We start from the raw sequence: 14,928 nt of genomic DNA on the forward strand, positions 1-14,928 counted from the left end.
TCGCGTTCATGGTTTGGATGGGGTGGCGGACGGCTCGGAAAGCTCCACGCGGGTGACATAGCGCGGCAGGCTCCAGGCACCGCCTGCGAAGCCGCGGCACATGCCGTCGCCCGCGGCGGCGGTGCGCACGAAGTCCCTGCCGTCGAAGCGCCAGGTCTCGCTCGACCAGCAGTCGCCGATGCCCCTGCCTTTCATGGAGGAAGTGACGCTGCCGTCCTTCTCGTCGAAGTCGCCGTTGGCCCCGATGGCAACGGGCGCATAGGGCGGCTTGTCGTTCGCGATCCAGAGCAGGCTGGAGTAGTTGTAGGCGCCCATTCCGCAACCGAAGGACAGCAGCACCTTGCGGTCGGTCAGGCGCGAGACGGCCAGCGACTTGGCGTTGAAGTCGTCGTGGTTGTTGCAAGCGTCCTTGGCGCCGTCCTGCTTCAGCGACGGGAAGATGCGCACGGCCAGAGCGTCGTCGCCGGGGCGGGCCTTCGGCGGCACGACCACTTTCACGACGGGAGCCGGCGCAGGCGGCAGCACCGAGGATTCAGGCTTGCCGCCGCGGCGCACCAGTGCGCCCGGGGTGCCGACACGGCCCTGCACCTCGTCCATCTTCAGCAGCACAGCATTGAGACCGGCGAGCGAGAGGACCCACTTCTGTCCGCTGCGGTCCGTGAGCGTGGCATCGTCGCTCTTGAGCAGTTCGGGAAGCACGGTGCGGACCTGGCCCTGGTCGAGGCTAACGGAGCCGTCCTTGAGTCCGGACAAGGTGGCCTTGCCGACCTTGAACCGCACCGGCCCCTTGGCGGCCGTCTCGCCGCCGGTCTGCAGGTCGATTTCGATCGGGGTGCCCGGACCCGCTTTGCGGGTGATGAGCATCGACACCGGGTCCGAGCCCTCGCCGCCTTCCACCTGGTAGCCGGCGGCGCGACAGGTGCGGGTGTTGTCGCAGGCCAGTTCCCAGTCGTTGTGCGAGAACGAGGCGCCCTCCTGGCCGGCAGCACCGGCCGCACCTGCGGAAAACGCGGCGAACAACAGCGCCGCGGCGGCAGCGATGCGGGCAGGGTTCATGAGTGCGACTTGCTGCGCAGGCGGTACAGCTCCAGGAACCTGGCGATGCGGTTGATCGCTTCGCGCAGGTCGTCCTCGTGGGGCAGGAACACGATGCGAAAGTGATCCGGCGTGGCCCAGTTGAAGCCCGTGCCCTGCACCAGCATCACCTTGGTTTCCCTCAGAAGCTCGAGGAAGAACTGGCGGTCGTCCTCGATGGGATAGACCTTGGGATCGAGCTTGGGGAACATGTAGAGCGCGGCGCTCGGCTTGACGCAGCTCACGCCCGGAATGGCCGTGATGAGCTCGTAGGCCAGGTCGCGCTGGCGCCGCAGGCGGCCGCCGTCGCCGACCAGGTCGTTGATGCTCTGGTAGCCGCCGAGCGCGGTCTGGATGGCCCACTGTCCGGGCACGTTGGCGCACAGGCGCATGTTCGAGAGCATGTTCAGGCCCTCGATGTAGTCCTGCGCCCGCGCCTTGTCGCCCGAAACCACCAGCCAGCCCGCGCGGTAGCCGCACGAGCGGTAGCTCTTGGACAGCGAGTTGAAGGTCAGCGTGAGCACGTCGGTCGACAGGCTCGCGATCGCGGTGTGCCTGACGCCGTCGTACAGCACCTTGTCGTAGACCTCGTCGGCGAAGATCACCAGGTGGTGCTCGCGCGCAATGGCAACGATGCTCTTGAGCAGTTCGTCGGAATAGAGCGCACCGGTCGGGTTGTTGGGGTTGATGACCACGATGCCCTTGGTGCGGGGCGTGATCTTGGCGCGGATGTCGTCCAGGTCGGGCATCCAGCCGTTGGCTTCGTCGCAGAGGTAGTGCACCGGCTTGCCGCCCGAGAGGCTCGAGGCGGCCGTCCACAGCGGATAGTCGGGGGCCGGCAGCAGCATTTCGTCGCCGTCGTTCAGCAGCGCGTTGGTGGCCATGGCGATCAGTTCGCTCGCGCCGTTGCCCAGGTAGATGTCCTCGAGCGTGACCCCTGCAACACCCTGCTTCTGGGTCTCGTGCATCACCGCCTTGCGGGCCGCGAAGATGCCCTTGCTGTCCGAATAACCCGCCGACCCCGGCAGGTTGCGGATCATGTCCTGCTGGACTTCTTCCGGCGCGTCGAAGCCGAACACGGCCAGGTTGCCGATGTTGAGCCTGATGATCTTCTGGCCCTCTTCCTCCATCTGCTTCGCGGCGTCCATGATCGGGCCGCGGATGTCGTAGAGCACGTTGGCCAGCTTGGCCGATTTCTTGAACTGCTTCAAAGGGCCCTCCCGGGCGCGGGTTACTACTCGAGGTCGAAAGGCCCTGGAAGGCCTCGTGTCACTGGGAAAACCTATAATTTGACCACAGTTCCCAGTGCCCCGATGAAGCTCCAGCCCGACAAATCCGACGCCCAGTCCCTTACCGCGCACGGCCCCGGGTGGGTCGCAATCAACAATGAAAAGGTCGAGGGCAGCGTGGTGGTGGGCTCCCGCGGCGAGCGCTTCGAATGGAACTGCACCCGTTTCGACCAGCTCGGGCCCGAGCATTTCGCCCAGCTTGCGTCGCTTGGCGCGGAATTGGTCATTTTTGGAAGCGGATCACGCATCCGGTTCCCGCAGCCCGCCTGGCTCCAGCCCCTGATGGCCAGGCGCACCGGCGTGGAGACCATGGACACCCCCGCCGCCTGCCGCACCTACAACATCCTGGCCGGCGAAGGCCGCCACGTGATAGCCGCCCTCCTCGTGGAACCGCCCGAGCGGTGAGAGAAGGCTTTTCGGGGTAAAATACCGGGTTGCGAACAGGCCTGCTGCTCCAGTTAGCAACGACCAATCCTCCATTCGTCGAGTGTGCTGAAAAGCGCCCCGGTCAATGGAAACCAACGGAGAAAACAAGTTTCATGGCGATCGTTGTCAACAAACCCATTCCTGAATTCGACGCCAACGCCACGGGCGGACTGAAAGTCTCGAATACCTCTCACCTCGGCCACGTGCTGGTCATGTATTTTTACCCGAAAGATAACACTCCGGGTTGCACGACCGAAGCCATGCAGTTTCGCGACCGTTACAAGGACTTCGAAAAGGCTGGCGCCACCGTGTTCGGCGTGTCCCGCGACAACATGAAGTCGCACGACGAGTTCAAGGCCAAGCTCGAACTCCCGTTCGAACTCATCGCCGATACCGAAGAAAAGATGTGCCACATGTTCGGCGTGGTCAAGAACAAGATCATGTACGGCAAGAAGGTCAAGGGCATCGAGCGCAGCACCTTCCTGATCGGTGCCGACGGCATCCTCAAGGCCGAATGGCGCGGCCTCAAGGTCCCGGGCCACGTCGACGACGTGCTCAAGGCCGTCAAGGCCCTCAAGAAGGCCGCCTGAGCGTTACAAGAAGCGCCGTCTGTGCGCTTTTGCATCCCGCCGTGGGAAATGTCCAACGGACTTTGCAAAGAGCGCGAGACGCGTCACCGCCGGTGTGCATAATGGCCTCATGCCGTTGAGCTCCACGACCGCATCCCCCGAACAAAGCCGCCTTGGTCTACAGGCGGCTTTTTCGTTTTCTGGTTTCCACTTCCTGCGAGCGACCTGACACATGCCATTGCCTCCCGCCCCCACGAAACGCGCCGCATTGCTCTCGCCGGATGCGCACGATGCACCCGCCCGCTCCTCGCACAGGGGATCGCGCCGCTCGGGCGAATCGCGTACCGATTCGGCATCGTCGAGCGGCTCCTCCCAGCCGCTGGAATTGTTCGACCGCCATGCCGCCGATGCGGTAGGCGGCGGCGTCGAGGCGCAGCCGATCCGCGCGAAAGCCAAACCCGCACCTTCCCGCGGACAGCGGCAGCAGCCCGCCGCACGCCGGGAGTCCGAGGCGCCGGCACCCGCCATCCATGCGCCTGCACCGCAGCAGCAGCAAGTTGCAGCGCCGCAGGCTCCGGCGCGGCCCAAGCGCAGCAAATCCAACGGCCCGGCCAAGCTCTTCGTGCTCGACACCAATGTGCTGCTGCACGATCCGATGTGCCTGTTCCGCTTCGAGGAGCACGACATCTTCCTGCCGATGATCGTGCTCGAGGAACTGGACGGCCACAAGAAGGGCACCACGGAAGTGGCCCGCAACGGCCGCCAGACCAGCCGCACGCTCGATGCGCTGGCCGCCGCCCAGGACGCCGACATCGCCAAGGGCCTGAAGCTCGACACCACCGGCCATCGCGAGGCCGGCGGCAAGCTGTTCTTCCAGACCGCGCCGCTCGACTATGCGCTGCCGATCAGCCTGCCCCAGGGCAAGGCCGACAACCAGATCCTCGGCGTGGTGCAGGCCTTGCGCGACCTCTACGCCAATGACCAGCCCGGCCGCCCGAAGCAGGAAGTGGTGCTGGTGTCCAAGGACATCAACATGCGCGTCAAGGCGCGCGCCCTGGGCCTGGCCGCCGACGACTACCAGAACGACAAGACGCTGGAAGACGGCGACCTGCTCTATGCGGGCTCGCTCGCGCTGCCGGCCGACTTCTGGACGCGCCAGAGCAAGACGGTCGAGAGCTGGCAAAGCGGCAGCAACACTTTCTACCGGGTCAGCGGTCCGCTGGTGCCCAACCTCTACATCAACCAGTTCGTCTATTTCGAAGCGCCGGGCGAGCCGAGCATGTACGCGCGCGTCACCGAGATCCGCGACAAGACCGCGGTGTTCAAGACCCTCAAGGACTACAGCTCGGGCAAGAATGCGGTCTGGGGCGTGAACACCCGCAACCGCGAGCAGAACTTCGCGATGAACCTGCTCATGGACCCGGAAGTCGACTTCGTCACGCTCACCGGCACCGCAGGCACCGGCAAGACGCTGATGGCGCTCGCCTCGGGCCTCACGCAGGTGCTCGACGACCGGCGCTACACCGAGATCATCATGACTCGCGCCACGGTGAGCGTGGGCGAGGACATCGGCTTCCTGCCCGGCACCGAGGAAGAGAAGATGGGCCCGTGGATGGGCGCGCTCGACGACAACCTCGAGTTCCTCGCCAAGGGCGACGGCGGCGGCGCCGGCGAATGGGGCCGCGCGGCCACCAACGAGCTGATCCGAAGCCGCATCAAGGTCAAAAGCATGAACTTCATGCGCGGCCGCACCTTCCTGAACAAGTACGTGATCATCGACGAGGCGCAGAACCTGACGCCCAAGCAGATGAAGACGCTGATCACCCGGGCCGGTCCGGGCACCAAGATCATCTGCATGGGCAACCTGGCGCAGATCGATACGCCGTACCTGACGGAAGGCTCCTCGGGGCTCACCTTCGCGGTCGACAAGTTCAAGGGCTGGCCGCACGGCGGACACATCACGCTGGCGCGCGGCGAGCGCTCGCGGCTGGCCGATTTCGCGAGCGACGTGCTCTAGAAGCCACCGGCTCACGGCTGGCCAAAGGCCCGCGCATGCTCTCTCGAGCCGCGCGGGCTTTTTTTCGCCCGCGGTGACAGGCTCCTGACAAGACGTTGTCAGGAGGCGGGCCGCACCATCGAGGCTCCTCTTCAACACAACGAAAGCGAGTCCTTCATGCAAAACGCCATCAGCTGGTTCGAGATTCCGGTCACCGACATCGACCGCGCCCAGGCCTTCTACGAAACCGTGCTCGGCCGCAAGCTGCGTCGCGAAGACTTCGGCGGGCAGACGCTGGCCGTGTTCCCGTACGACAAACCTGGCGTCGGCGGCGCCCTGCAGGCCGGCGCGAACGCCAGCGCACGCGCAGGCAGCGGCATCCGCATCTATCTTGACTGCATGCCGAGCATCGACGCCGTGCTGGCGCGCATCGAAAAGGCCGGCGGCCAGATCGTCGCGCCCAAGTCCGCGCTGCCGCCAGGCATGGGCTTCATCGCCCATCTGCGCGACACCGAAGGCAACGAAGTCGGCCTTCACGCGCTCGACTGAACCGCACCATGGCACCACGCAACTGGATTGCCGTGGCCAGCGCCGAGCACGCCCGGCGCGGGCGCGACCACAAACCGCTCGGCTTCATGCAGGTCGGCCACGGCAAGCTCGGCCCGCTCAAGCGGGTTGCAGCGGGCGACCGCGTCGCCTACTATGCGCCGGCCGCGGTCTTCGGCGGCACCGACAAGCTGCAGAGCTTCGTCTCGATCGGCATCGTGCAGCCGGGCGTGCCTTACGAAGCGGACATGGGCAACGGCTTTGTTCCATGCCGGCTCGACGTGGCCTACGCTGCCTCCCGCGAAACGCCGATCGCGCCCCTGCTGGAACAGCTGGCATTCATCGAGAACCCGAAGCAGTGGGGCTACAAGTTCCGCTTCGGGCTGTTCGATGTCTCCGACGCCGACATGATGCTGATCGCACGTGCCATGGAAGCCGACCTGAAGGCGCTCGCGCTCTGAGCGCCACAATCCTCACATCATCCATGCAGAAGACAACCCCGATGGAACCCGTGCGCCGGCACCACGACGCCTTCCAGGTCGCGGGCCTCACGGTCCGCACCACCAACCGCGAAGAGAACGATCCCGCGACCGCCCGCATCGGCGCCCTGTGGGATCTCTTCTTCAGCGAAGAGACATACCGTACGACACCCGGCCGCACCGGCGATGCCCGCCTGTTCGGCGTCTACTCCGGCTACGAATCCGATGCGCACGGGGCCTTCGACCTGACCGTGGGCGTGGCCGTCTCGGGCGCGGCGGACGGCGTGGCCCTCGAGGCCGGCAACTACCTCGTCTTTTCGGGCCAGGGAGAAATGCCGCAGATGCTGATCGCCACCTGGCAGCGCATCTGGCAGTATTTCGAGGCACACCCGGAAATCGTGCGCCGCTACCGCAGCGATTTCGAAGCCTACGAGGGGCCGGACAAGGTGGCGATCCACATCGGAGTTTCATGAGCACACGCCAGGGCCGGCCCGACGGCTTCGCCCGAACATCCCAGGGAGCGCGCTGATGCGCCGCGCCGACCGCCTGTTCCAGCTCGTGCAGATCATCCGCGGGCGCCGGCTCACCACGGCCGCGTTCCTGGCGCAGCGCCTCGAGGTGTCGGAGCGGACCGTCTACCGCGACGTGGCCGACCTGCAGCACCAGGGCGTACCCATCGAGGGCGAGGCCGGCGTGGGCTACAGGCTCGGTGCGGGCTTCGAGCTGCCGCCGCTGATGTTCACGCAGGACGAGGCTTCGGCGCTCGTGGCCGCGGCCCGCCTGGCGCAGAGCTGGGTCGATCCGGCACTCGCGCGCGACATCGAAACCGGGCTCGGCAAGATCCTTTCGGTGCTGCCGCCGGCGGCCCGCGTCTCGGCCGAGGCGCTGGCACTCTACGCCCCCGCGCTGGGGCTGGGCGATGCCCTGCGCACGCGGCTGCAGACCCTGCGCGAAGCCGTGCAGGCGCGCCAGAAACTGCGCCTTCACTATCGCGACGTTTCGGGTGATGCCAGCGAACGCACCGTGCGTCCGCTCGGCTGCTTCTACTGGGGCAAGGTCTGGACGCTTTCGACCTGGTGCGAACTGCGCAACGACTTCCGCGGTTTTCGCATCGATCGCATGGATGCCGTCGACGTGCTGCCCGAACGCTTTCGCGACGAAGCAGGCAAGACGCTGGCCGACATGCTGCGCCAGGTGAAGGCGCGAACGGCCGAAGCGAAGCTGCTGGAGCAGCAGAAATGAAGTCGCGACGACGTCAGTAGTCGTCGCTGCTGCCGTAGCTGGCCAGGTTCTCGAACTTGGTGAGCGGCTTGAGGAAGGTCAGCTTGACGGTGCCCGTGGGTCCGTTGCGGTGCTTGCTGATGATCACCTCGGCCACGCCCGGCTCCTTGCTGTTCTTGTCGTAGTAGTCGTCGCGGTAGATGAACATGATGATGTCCGCGTCCTGCTCGATGGCGCCGGATTCGCGCAGGTCGCTCATCATGGGACGCTTGTCGGTGCGGCTTTCGACACCGCGGCTCAACTGCGACAGCGCGATCACCGGGCACTTGAGCTCCTTGGCGAGCATCTTCAGGCCACGCGAGATTTCGCCCACGGCCGTGGCGCGGTTCTCGTCGTTCATGCTGGTCGACACGCTCATGAGCTGAAGGTAGTCGACCACGATCAGGCCGAGCCGCCCGTACTGGCGCGCCAGGCGGCGCGCGTTGGCACGCAGCTCGCTGGTGGTCAGGCCAGGGGTCTCGTCGATGTGCAGCGACACGTTGCGCAGCTTCTCGATCGCCTCCGTGAGCCGCGGCCACTCTTCATCGCTGAGCTTGCCGGTGCGCAGATGTCCCTGGTCGATGCGCCCGATCGAGCCGACAATACGCACCGCCAGCTGCGACGCACCCATTTCCATCGAGAAGACCGCCACCGGCAGCCCTTCGTTGAGCGCCACGTGCTCGGCGATATTGATGGCCAGCGAGGTCTTGCCCATGGAGGGACGCGCGGCCAGCACGATCATGTCGCCCGGCTGCAGGCCCGAGGTCATCTTGTCGAACTCGTAGAAGCCGGTGCGCACGCCGGTGATGTCGTTCGGGTTCTCCGCCATCTCGGTCACGCGGTCGAGCAGTTCGACGACCAGGGCATCCATGCTCTGGAAGCCCTGCTTCATCCGCGTGCCTTCTTCGCCGATGTTGAAGATCTTCTGCTCGGCCTCGTCCAGGATCTTGTCGACCGACTTGCCCTGCGTGTTGAAGGCGTTGGTCGCGATCTCGTCGCTTGCGGAGACGAGTTTTCGCAGGATCGAGCGTTCGCGCACGATCTCCGCGTAGCGGCGGATGTTGCTCGCGCTCGGCACATACTGCGCGAGCGAATTGAGGTAGACCAGGCCGCCGATTTCATCGGCCTTGCCCAAGCTCTGGAGCTGCTCGTAGACCGTGATGACGTCGGCCGGCTTGCTGGCGTTGATCAATCCGCCGATCGCGGCATAGATCAGCTTGTGCTCGTGGCGGTAGAAGTCGCCATCCACCAGCAGGTCGCCCATGCGGTCCCAGGCACCGTTGTCGAGCAGCAGGCCACCGAGCACGCTCGACTCGGCCTCGATCGAATGAGGCGGAATGCGAAGCTGGGCAACTTGGCGATCGGCCGACGGGTCATTGTCGGCATAGGAAAAAACGGCGGACATGGACTTCCCTTGCAACCCTGCATGCTAAGCCGCGCACGCGCTGGCGTGTGTGGACAAGGTTGTGAATAAACAGTGATCTTTCGGTGCATCGCGCTGGAAAACCGGTGCGCAGAAAGACAAAAGCCGCCCGGAGGCGGCTTTTGCAACAGCGCACGGGCGCTGTGGACGATCAGGCGGTTTCGCCGTAGACCGTCACGGTGATGTCGACCACCACGTCGGTGTGCAGCGCAACGCTCACGGTGCTGTCGCCGACGACCTTGATCGGGCCGTTGGGCAGGCGCACTTGCGACTTTGCAACCTTGTAGCCTTGCTTGCCCAGTTCTTCGGCGATGTCGCCGTTGGTGACCGAGCCGAACAGGCGGCCGTCGACGCCGGCCTTCTGGGTCAGCTTGACGGTCGTGCCGCCGAGCTTCTCGCCCTGGGCTTGCGATTCGGCCAGCTTGGCGGCCGCAGCCTTTTCGAGTTCGGCGCGCTTGGCTTCGAATTCGGCCTTGTTGGCAGCGGTGGCGCGGCGGGCGCGGCCCGTCGGGATCAGGAAGTTGCGTGCATAGCCGTCCTTGACCTTGACGATGTCGCCGAGGCCGCCGACGTTCAGGACCTTGTCCAGAAGAATGATTTGCATGGTGTGTGCTCCTTCTTAGACGCGGTGCTGGTCGCTGTACGGCACCATGGCCAGGAAGCGCGCGCGCTTGATGGCGGTGTTCAGCTGGCGCTGGTAGATCGCGCGCGTGCCGGTCAGGCGTGCGGGGATGATCTTGCCGTTTTCGCTGATGAAATCACGCAGCGTGTCGATGTCCTTGTAGTCGATTTCCTCGACGCCCGCGACGGTGAAGCGGCAGAAGCGCTTGCGCTTGAACAGCAGCGACTGGGTGTTGCGCTTCGGGCGCTTGTCTTTGTTGAATTTCTTGAACGTGGCCATTTGGGGACCTCTTGTCGAAAATTAATCTTGCTGAAAATCCTGGATGTGCAGGACCGGATGCTTGCCATTGCCCGGTGTCGCGAGGAAGCCCTGAAAACGCCAGAGACTTCCCATCGACTGCATTGCGAGCCGTTCGGCGATGGCGCCGAAGGCAACGGCCCTGAGGGCCGCTTTCACCTGCCTGGCTTTTCCTGCCTCCTGGAGCGTCGACTCGTGTTCGAGCTTCAGATCGATGGCGGGAAGGCCGGCGGGCGTGTATCGCAAGGCTCCGAGTTCGGCAACCGAGGCGGTCAGCACCAGCTGATTGACACCGGTTGCCGCAGCAGCGGCAGCGGTCACGCCATCAGCTGTTGTTGGCGGCGTATTCGGCCTGCTGAGCCTTGCGGGCTTCTTCGCGCTCGACCGTCTTCATCATCGACGAAGGACCGGTTTCGGCCTTCTTCTTCTGAACGGTGAGGTGGCGCAGCACGGCATCGTTGAACTTGAACGCGTGTTCCAGTTCGCCCATCACGGTTTGCTCGGCTTCGATGTTGACGCACAGGTAGTGCGCCTTGCTGAGCTTGTTGATCTGGTAGGCCAGCTGGCGGCGGCCCCAGTCTTCAACGCGGTGGACCTTGCCGCCGCCGGCCGTGATGAGGCCCTTGTAACGCTCCAGCATGGCCGGAACTTGTTCGCTCTGATCCGGGTGGATCAGCAAAATGATTTCGTAGTGACGCATGGCACTCCTTGTGGATTCTTCCGTGGAAGAGGAAAAGCCACCTGCAGCGTCGGGCGCAGTGTGGCAAGGCAAAGCCGGCTATTGTAGCACTGCTTGCACCACGCGTGTCCAGCGTCAGTCTTTCAGGGCCCTGTCCAGTGCCGCGGCCTTCTCCGCGCCCACTGCGGCGCGTATCTTGGGCGCCAGGGCGACCAGGTCTTCGTAGCTCGTCGTGCCTTCGACCTGCAGGTTGAGCCTGAAGCCCATCAGGCCCAGTGCGCCAGTCAATTGGGTGGCGATGGGATAGGCATCCTTGTAGCGCTGCTGCCTGCTGCGCCCGGAAGGCGGCGCGGGTTCGGCCGGCTTGGGTGCTGCCGGCGCCTTGCTTGCAGCTGCCGGCGCAGGCGCTTCGGGTACGGACGCCCTGGCTGGTGCCGGCGCAGCCGGCTTGCTCCCCGCCACGGGGCCGAGCAGCCCCAGTTCGACCATCTGGTCAATTTCTTCTCGCCCGATGCCCGTTCCGGAGGCAAGCACCTCGTCGACCGAGCGCTTGCCGTCGAACAGGATGAACGCGGTGCGCTGGCGCGGCGAAAGCGGCACCGAGCGATCCTTGAGAACCTGCTGTCCAGCTTCTGTCTTGACAAGAATCATGATGGTTTCTTCCGCGAAAAACCGGCGGGTGCGGCGACGAGCGGCTTCGCCATGCAATCCGCAAGCAACCCGCCAGCTTGCGAATGTCGCAAGTCTGACATAAGTAACACATTCTGATTCAATTAGGCAGCGCGCCGAAGCGGGAATTCCCGGTGAGGGACTCCCCGCGAGGGCCATCGCGCGGCGAGGGTGCCTCGCCTCTCTTCAGTTGTCAGCGCTTGGCGAGCTGCTGCCAGGTGTCGATGACGCTGTCAGGATTGAGGGAGATCGACTCGATTCCCTGCTCCGCCAGCCAGAGCGCAAAGTCCGGGTGGTCGCTGGGGCCCTGGCCGCAGATACCGACGTACTTGCCCTCGGCCTTGCAGGCCTTGATGACGCGGCTCAGCAGCGCCTTGACGGCCGGATCGCGCTCGTCGAAATCGGCGGCCAGCAGTTCGAGCCCCGAGTCGCGGTCCAGGCCGAGCGTCAGCTGGGTCAGGTCGTTCGAGCCGATCGAGAAGCCGTCGAAGTACTTCAGGAACTCTTCGGGCAGCACGGCATTGCTCGGCACCTCGCACATCATGATCAGCTTGAGCTCGTTCTCGCCGCGCTTCAGGCCATGTTCGCCGAGCAGCGTGGTCACGCGTTCGGCCTGGCCCAGCGTGCGCACGAAGGGCACCATGATCTGCACGTTGGTCAGGCCCATGTCGTTGCGCACGCGCTTGAGCGCCTCGCATTCCATGGCAAAGGCCTCGCCGAAATCCTTGCTCAGGTAGCGCGCGGCGCCGCGGAAGCCGAGCATCGGGTTTTCTTCTTCCGGCTCGTAGCGGCTGCCGCCGATCAGCTTGCGGTACTCGTTCGACTTGAAGTCCGAGAGGCGAACGATCACCTTCTTGGGCCAGAAGGCGGCAGCGATGGTCGCGATGCCTTCGGCCACCTTGTCGACATAGAAGGCGCGCGGCGAGGCATGGCCGCGGGCCACGGATTCAACGGCCTTCTTCAGGTCGTTGTCGACGTTCGGATAGTCGAGGATCGCCTTCGGATGCACGCCGATGTTGTTGTTGATGATGAACTCGAGGCGGGCCAGGCCCACGCCGTGGTTCGGCAGCTGCGCGAAGTCGAAGGCCAACTGCGGATTGCCGACGTTCATCATCAGCTGGATGTCGATTTCGGGCATCACGCCGCGCTGCACTTCGGTCACTTCGGTTTCGAGCAGCCCGTCGTAGATGAAGCCGGTGTCACCCTCGGCGCAGCTCACGGTCACCAGCGTGCCGTCCTTCAGCAGGTCGGTGGCGTCGCCGCAGCCGACCACGGCCGGAATGCCGAGCTCGCGCGCAATGATGGCCGCGTGGCAGGTGCGCCCGCCGCGGTTGGTGACGATGGCGGCGGCGCGCTTCATCACCGGCTCCCAGTTGGGGTCGGTCATGTCGGTGACCAGCACGTCGCCGGCCTGGACCTTGTCCATTTCGCTGATGTTGTGCACGAGCCGCACGGGGCCGGTGCCGATCTTCTGGCCGATGGCACGGCCTTCGGCGAGCACGGCGCCCTTGCCCAGCAGCTTGTAGCGCTGCTCGGCCTTGCCCTGCTGCTGGCTCTTCACGGTTTCAGGGCGCGCCTGCAGGATGTAGAGCTGGCCGTCGGTGCCGTCCTTGCCCCACTCGATGTCCATCGGGCGGCCATAGTGTTCTTCGATGACGAGCGCGTACCTGGCAAGCTGCTCGACGTCCGCGTCGCTCAGCGAATAGCGATTGCGCTGCTCGGTCTTGACGTCGGTGGTCTTCACCAGCTTGCCGGTGGCCTTTTTCTCCTCGGGCGACGCGAACTCCATCTGGATCAGCTTGGAGCCCAGGTTGCGGCGGATCACGGCCTTCTTGCCGGCACGCAGCGTGGGCTTGTGGACGTAGAACTCGTCGGGGTTCACGGCGCCCTGCACCACCGTTTCGCCGAGGCCGTAGCTGGAGGTGATGAACACCACGTCCTGGAAGCCCGACTCGGTGTCGATGGTGAACATCACGCCGGCCGCGCCGAGGTCCGAGCGGACCATGCGCTGCACGCCCGCCGAGAGCGCCACCACGTCGTGCGCGAAGCCCTTGTGCACGCGGTAGCTGATGGCGCGGTCGTTGTAGAGGGAAGCAAAGACTTCCTTCATCTTGTGCAGCACGTCGTCGATGCCAACCACGTTCAGGAAGGTTTCCTGCTGGCCCGCGAACGAGGCGTCGGGCAGGTCTTCGGCCGTGGCCGAGGAACGCACGGCAAACGAGGCGGCGGGGTTGCCTTCGCTCAGCTTCGCGAACGCCTCGGTGATGGCTTTCTGCAGGTCGGCCGGAAAGGGCTGGGCCTCGACCATGGCGCGGATCTCGGCGCCGGCCGCGGCCAGCGCCCGCACGTCTTCGGTGTCCAGTGCGGCGAGCCGCTTGCTGATCTTGTCGGCCAGGCCGTCGTGGGCCAGGAACTGGCGGAACGCGTGCGCCGTGGTCGCGAAACCCGTGGGCACCCGCACGCCCTGCGGCAATTGCGAGATCATTTCGCCGAGGCTGGCGTTCTTGCCGCCGACCGACTCGACGTCGGTCATCCTCAGGTTTTCAAACGGTACGACCAGGGCGGTCGCGTCGAAAAGTGCAGACATGGGAAAGCTCCAGAAGTTGAAACCGGTGCTGCATGCAGACGGCGCAGCACGATCGTTGTCGTTGCTTGGGGTGCTGGCGCGGTGTGCATGGAAAGAATTGGGAGTGGGAAGCAGATTCCCGATAATGGCCCGGATTGTAGGCGTGACGAGATTGCACGCGCCGCAGGACAAGGCCGCAACACATGACCACACGCACCGTCTTCTTCATTTCCGATGGCACCGGCATCACCGCCGAAACATTTGGTAACGCGGTGCTGGCCCAGTTCGAAATGAAGCCGCGCCATGTGCGGCTGCCGTTCACCGACACGGTCGACAAGGCGCACCAGGCGGTGCGGCAGATCAACCACACGGCCGAACTGGAAGGCGTGCGCCCCATCGTTTTCACGACGCTCGCGAACATGGAGGTGCTGGAGGTGATCGAAACCGGCTGCAAGGGCATGCTGCTCGACATGTTCGGCACCTTCGTGCGGCCGCTGGAGATCGAGCTGGCGGTGAAGTCGAACCACCGCATCGGCCGCTTCAGCGACGTCAGCAAGAGCAAGGAATACGACGCCCGCATCGCGGCCATCGACTTCAGCCTGGCCCACGACGACGGCCAGAGCAACCGGGACCTCGAAGGCGCCGACGTGATCCTGGTGGGCGTGAGCCGCAGCGGCAAGACGCCGACCTCTCTTTATCTGGCGATGCAGCACGGCCTGAAGGCGGCCAACTATCCGCTGATCCCGGAAGATTTCGAGCGCCGCCAGCTGCCGCCGGCCCTGATGCCGCACCGCAAGAAGATCTTCGGGCTCACGATCCAGCCCGAGCGCCTGAGCCAGATCCGCAACGAGCGCCGGCCAGATTCGCGCTACGCCAGCCTCGAGAACTGCCGCAACGAGGTGAGCGAAGCCGAGGCCATGATGCGCCGCGCCGGCATCCGGTGGCTTTCGACGACGACCAAGTCGATCGAGGAGATTGCCACCACCATCCTGCAGGAACTGAAGCCCGAGCGGCTGGTTTACTGAGCCAGCCG

17 protein-coding genes are annotated in these 14,928 nt (G+C 64.9%); 8 read left to right on the forward strand and 9 right to left on the reverse strand.

Annotated features, from left to right (window positions below):
• Positions 1-6: 6 nt before the first annotated feature.
• Together IB278_RS05735 and IB278_RS05740 are read right to left on the reverse strand one after the other, a co-directional pair.
• Positions 7-1,056, reverse strand: a complete 1,050-nt coding sequence (locus IB278_RS05735; protein ID WP_192322930.1) for a DUF1176 domain-containing protein — start codon at positions 1,054-1,056, stop codon at positions 7-9.
• On the reverse strand, positions 1,053-2,285 hold the full coding sequence (locus IB278_RS05740) for a pyridoxal phosphate-dependent aminotransferase (protein ID WP_145745908.1): 1,233 nt from the start codon (positions 2,283-2,285) through the stop codon (positions 1,053-1,055). The genes IB278_RS05735 and IB278_RS05740 overlap by 4 nt, the downstream gene beginning before the upstream one ends.
• A 102-nt stretch (positions 2,286-2,387) precedes the next feature.
• Between IB278_RS05740 and IB278_RS05745 the strand changes: the two genes are divergently transcribed.
• The 7 genes from IB278_RS05745 to IB278_RS05775 all read left to right on the forward strand — a co-directional run bounded on the left by IB278_RS05745 (position 2,388) and on the right by IB278_RS05775 (position 7,621).
• Complete coding sequence (locus tag IB278_RS05745) at positions 2,388-2,768, forward strand: Mth938-like domain-containing protein (RefSeq protein ID WP_025569340.1); 381 nt, start codon at positions 2,388-2,390, stop codon at positions 2,766-2,768.
• A 134-nt stretch (positions 2,769-2,902) separates the two neighbouring features.
• Entirely contained in the window at positions 2,903-3,379 is a 477-nt protein-coding gene (locus tag IB278_RS05750) for a peroxiredoxin (RefSeq protein WP_007830801.1), read from the forward strand.
• 211 nt (positions 3,380-3,590) lie between these two features.
• Complete coding sequence (locus tag IB278_RS05755; protein WP_192322931.1) at positions 3,591-5,375, forward strand: PhoH family protein; 1,785 nt, start codon at positions 3,591-3,593, stop codon at positions 5,373-5,375.
• Between the two features lie 156 nt (positions 5,376-5,531).
• Positions 5,532-5,903, forward strand: a complete 372-nt coding sequence (locus IB278_RS05760; RefSeq protein ID WP_145745910.1) for a VOC family protein — start codon at positions 5,532-5,534, stop codon at positions 5,901-5,903.
• Positions 5,904-5,911: 8 nt separating this feature from the next.
• Entirely contained in the window at positions 5,912-6,361 is a 450-nt protein-coding gene (locus tag IB278_RS05765) for an EVE domain-containing protein (RefSeq protein ID WP_192322932.1), read from the forward strand.
• Between the two features lie 23 nt (positions 6,362-6,384).
• Positions 6,385-6,852, forward strand: coding sequence for a GyrI-like domain-containing protein (locus IB278_RS05770; RefSeq protein WP_192322933.1), 468 nt, complete (start codon positions 6,385-6,387; stop codon positions 6,850-6,852).
• Positions 6,853-6,907: 55 nt separating this feature from the next.
• Positions 6,908-7,621, forward strand: coding sequence for a helix-turn-helix transcriptional regulator (locus tag IB278_RS05775; RefSeq protein ID WP_025569335.1), 714 nt, complete (start codon positions 6,908-6,910; stop codon positions 7,619-7,621).
• A 13-nt stretch (positions 7,622-7,634) separates the two neighbouring features.
• Here IB278_RS05775 and dnaB read toward each other — a convergent pair whose 3' ends face one another.
• The 7 genes from dnaB to ppsA all read right to left on the reverse strand — a co-directional run bounded on the left by dnaB (position 7,635) and on the right by ppsA (position 13,916).
• On the reverse strand, positions 7,635-9,044 hold the full coding sequence (gene dnaB / locus IB278_RS05780; protein ID WP_025569334.1) for a replicative DNA helicase: 1,410 nt from the start codon (positions 9,042-9,044) through the stop codon (positions 7,635-7,637).
• 169 nt (positions 9,045-9,213) lie between these two features.
• A complete protein-coding gene (rplI, locus tag IB278_RS05785) occupies positions 9,214-9,666 on the reverse strand; it encodes a 50S ribosomal protein L9 (RefSeq protein WP_145745913.1) in 453 nt (150 codons plus the stop codon).
• Positions 9,667-9,681: 15 nt separating this feature from the next.
• Complete coding sequence (gene rpsR / locus IB278_RS05790) at positions 9,682-9,963, reverse strand: 30S ribosomal protein S18 (RefSeq protein WP_007830781.1); 282 nt, start codon at positions 9,961-9,963, stop codon at positions 9,682-9,684.
• Between the two features lie 21 nt (positions 9,964-9,984).
• Positions 9,985-10,302 (reverse strand): primosomal replication protein N, encoded by a 318-nt coding sequence (gene priB / locus IB278_RS05795; RefSeq protein WP_261380366.1) that lies wholly within the window; start codon positions 10,300-10,302, stop codon positions 9,985-9,987.
• 4 nt (positions 10,303-10,306) lie between these two features.
• The gene (rpsF, locus tag IB278_RS05800; protein ID WP_012746958.1) at positions 10,307-10,681 is read right to left on the reverse strand and encodes a 30S ribosomal protein S6; all 375 of its coding nucleotides are present in this window, start codon (positions 10,679-10,681) and stop codon (positions 10,307-10,309) included.
• 114 nt (positions 10,682-10,795) lie between these two features.
• Positions 10,796-11,311, reverse strand: a complete 516-nt coding sequence (locus IB278_RS05805; RefSeq protein WP_192322934.1) for a hypothetical protein — start codon at positions 11,309-11,311, stop codon at positions 10,796-10,798.
• Between the two features lie 211 nt (positions 11,312-11,522).
• A complete protein-coding gene (gene ppsA / locus IB278_RS05810) occupies positions 11,523-13,916 on the reverse strand; it encodes a phosphoenolpyruvate synthase (protein WP_145745915.1) in 2,394 nt (797 codons plus the stop codon).
• Positions 13,917-14,098: 182 nt separating this feature from the next.
• Here ppsA and IB278_RS05815 point away from each other — a divergent pair, with 182 nt between their 5' ends.
• Entirely contained in the window at positions 14,099-14,920 is an 822-nt protein-coding gene (locus IB278_RS05815; protein WP_025569329.1) for a pyruvate, water dikinase regulatory protein, read from the forward strand.
• Positions 14,921-14,928 lie beyond the last annotated feature (8 nt).

Origin of the sequence: Variovorax sp. VRV01, assembly GCF_014852545.1 — a bacterium.
In the GTDB taxonomy this organism is placed as follows: Bacteria; Pseudomonadota; Gammaproteobacteria; order Burkholderiales; family Burkholderiaceae_C; genus Variovorax; species Variovorax beijingensis_A.